Annotated in this window: 2 protein-coding genes; both read left to right on the forward strand. The window is 69.9% G+C overall.

Annotation, left to right across the window (positions count from 1 at the left end; all coding sequences use genetic code 11):
- Positions 1-51: 51 nt before the first annotated feature.
- The gene (locus tag ACFQ58_RS17850) at positions 52-384 is read left to right on the forward strand and encodes a transposase (protein WP_376952559.1); all 333 of its coding nucleotides are present in this window, start codon (positions 52-54) and stop codon (positions 382-384) included.
- On the forward strand, positions 381-1,050 hold a 670-nt coding region (locus ACFQ58_RS17855; protein WP_376952560.1), incomplete at its 3' end, for an IS3 family transposase. The genes ACFQ58_RS17850 and ACFQ58_RS17855, both read left to right, overlap by 4 nt.

The raw sequence follows: 1,050 nt of genomic DNA on the forward strand, positions 1-1,050 counted from the left end.
TGAACCGCCCCGGGTCTGGTGGAGGCATTGATCTCACGAAAGGGTGATGTCATGCCGGCGCAGAAGAAGTACCCAGTGGAAGTGAAGGACCGGGCGGTGCGCCTGGTCGCGGATCTGCTGGCCGATCCCGAGGCGGGCGTGTCCATCATGGCCGCGTGCCGCCAGGTCGGCGGGCAGTTGGGCATCAATCTGGACACGTTGCGAGGGTGGGTCAAACAGGCCGAGATCGACGCCGGGCACAAGCCCGGGCTCCGCACCGACGAGCGGCGGCGGATCGTCGAACTGGAGCGGGAGAACCGCGAGCTGCGGCGGGCGAACGCGATCCTGAAGACGGCGTCGGCTTTCTTCGCGGCGGAGCTCGACCGCCCATCGCCCAGATCGTGAGCTTCATCACCGAGCATCGCCACGTGGTGTTCGACGGCCGGGAGTTCGGGGTCGAGCCGATCTGCAGGGTGCTCACCGAGCACGGCTGCTCGATCGCCCCGTCCACCTACTGGGCCGCGATGAAGCGACCGGATTCGGCCCGGGTGGTCCAGGATCGGGCGCTGCTGTCCCAGATCCGGCGCGTGCATGGTGAGAACTACGGCGTGTACGGGGCGCGCAAGGTGTGGCGGCAACTGCTGCGCGAAGGCACCAGCGTCGGCCGCGGCCGGGTGGAACGGCTGATGCGCCAAGCCGGGCTGCACGGCGCGATCCGCGGCGCGGTCACCCGAACCACCCGCCCGTCCGCGGCCGCGCCACGTCCCGAGGACCTCGTCGAACGCCGGTTCCGGGCCGACCGGCCGAACCAGCTCTGGGTGGTCGACTTCACCTACGTGGCCACCTGGTCCGGGTTCGTGTACGTCGCGTTCTGCGTGGACGTCTACGCCCGCCTGATCACCGGCTGGCGGGCATCCCGGTCGATGAGCACCGACCTGGTGCTGGACGCGCTCGAGATGGGCATCTGGCAGCGCTCCCGCGCCGGGCACAGCCTGCACGGCCTCGTGCACCACTCCGACGCCGGCAGCCAGTACACCTCGATCCGGTACACCGAACGCCTCGCCGAGGCCG

Source organism: Agromyces sp. NPDC056523 (assembly GCF_042794545.1).
GTDB lineage: Bacteria > Actinomycetota > Actinomycetes > Actinomycetales > Microbacteriaceae > Agromyces.

Coding starts and splice junctions, on each gene's coding strand:
- ACFQ58_RS17850 (WP_376952559.1), top strand. CDS start 52: ATGCCGGCGCAGAAGAAGTACCCAGTGGAAGTGAAGGACCGGGCGGTG.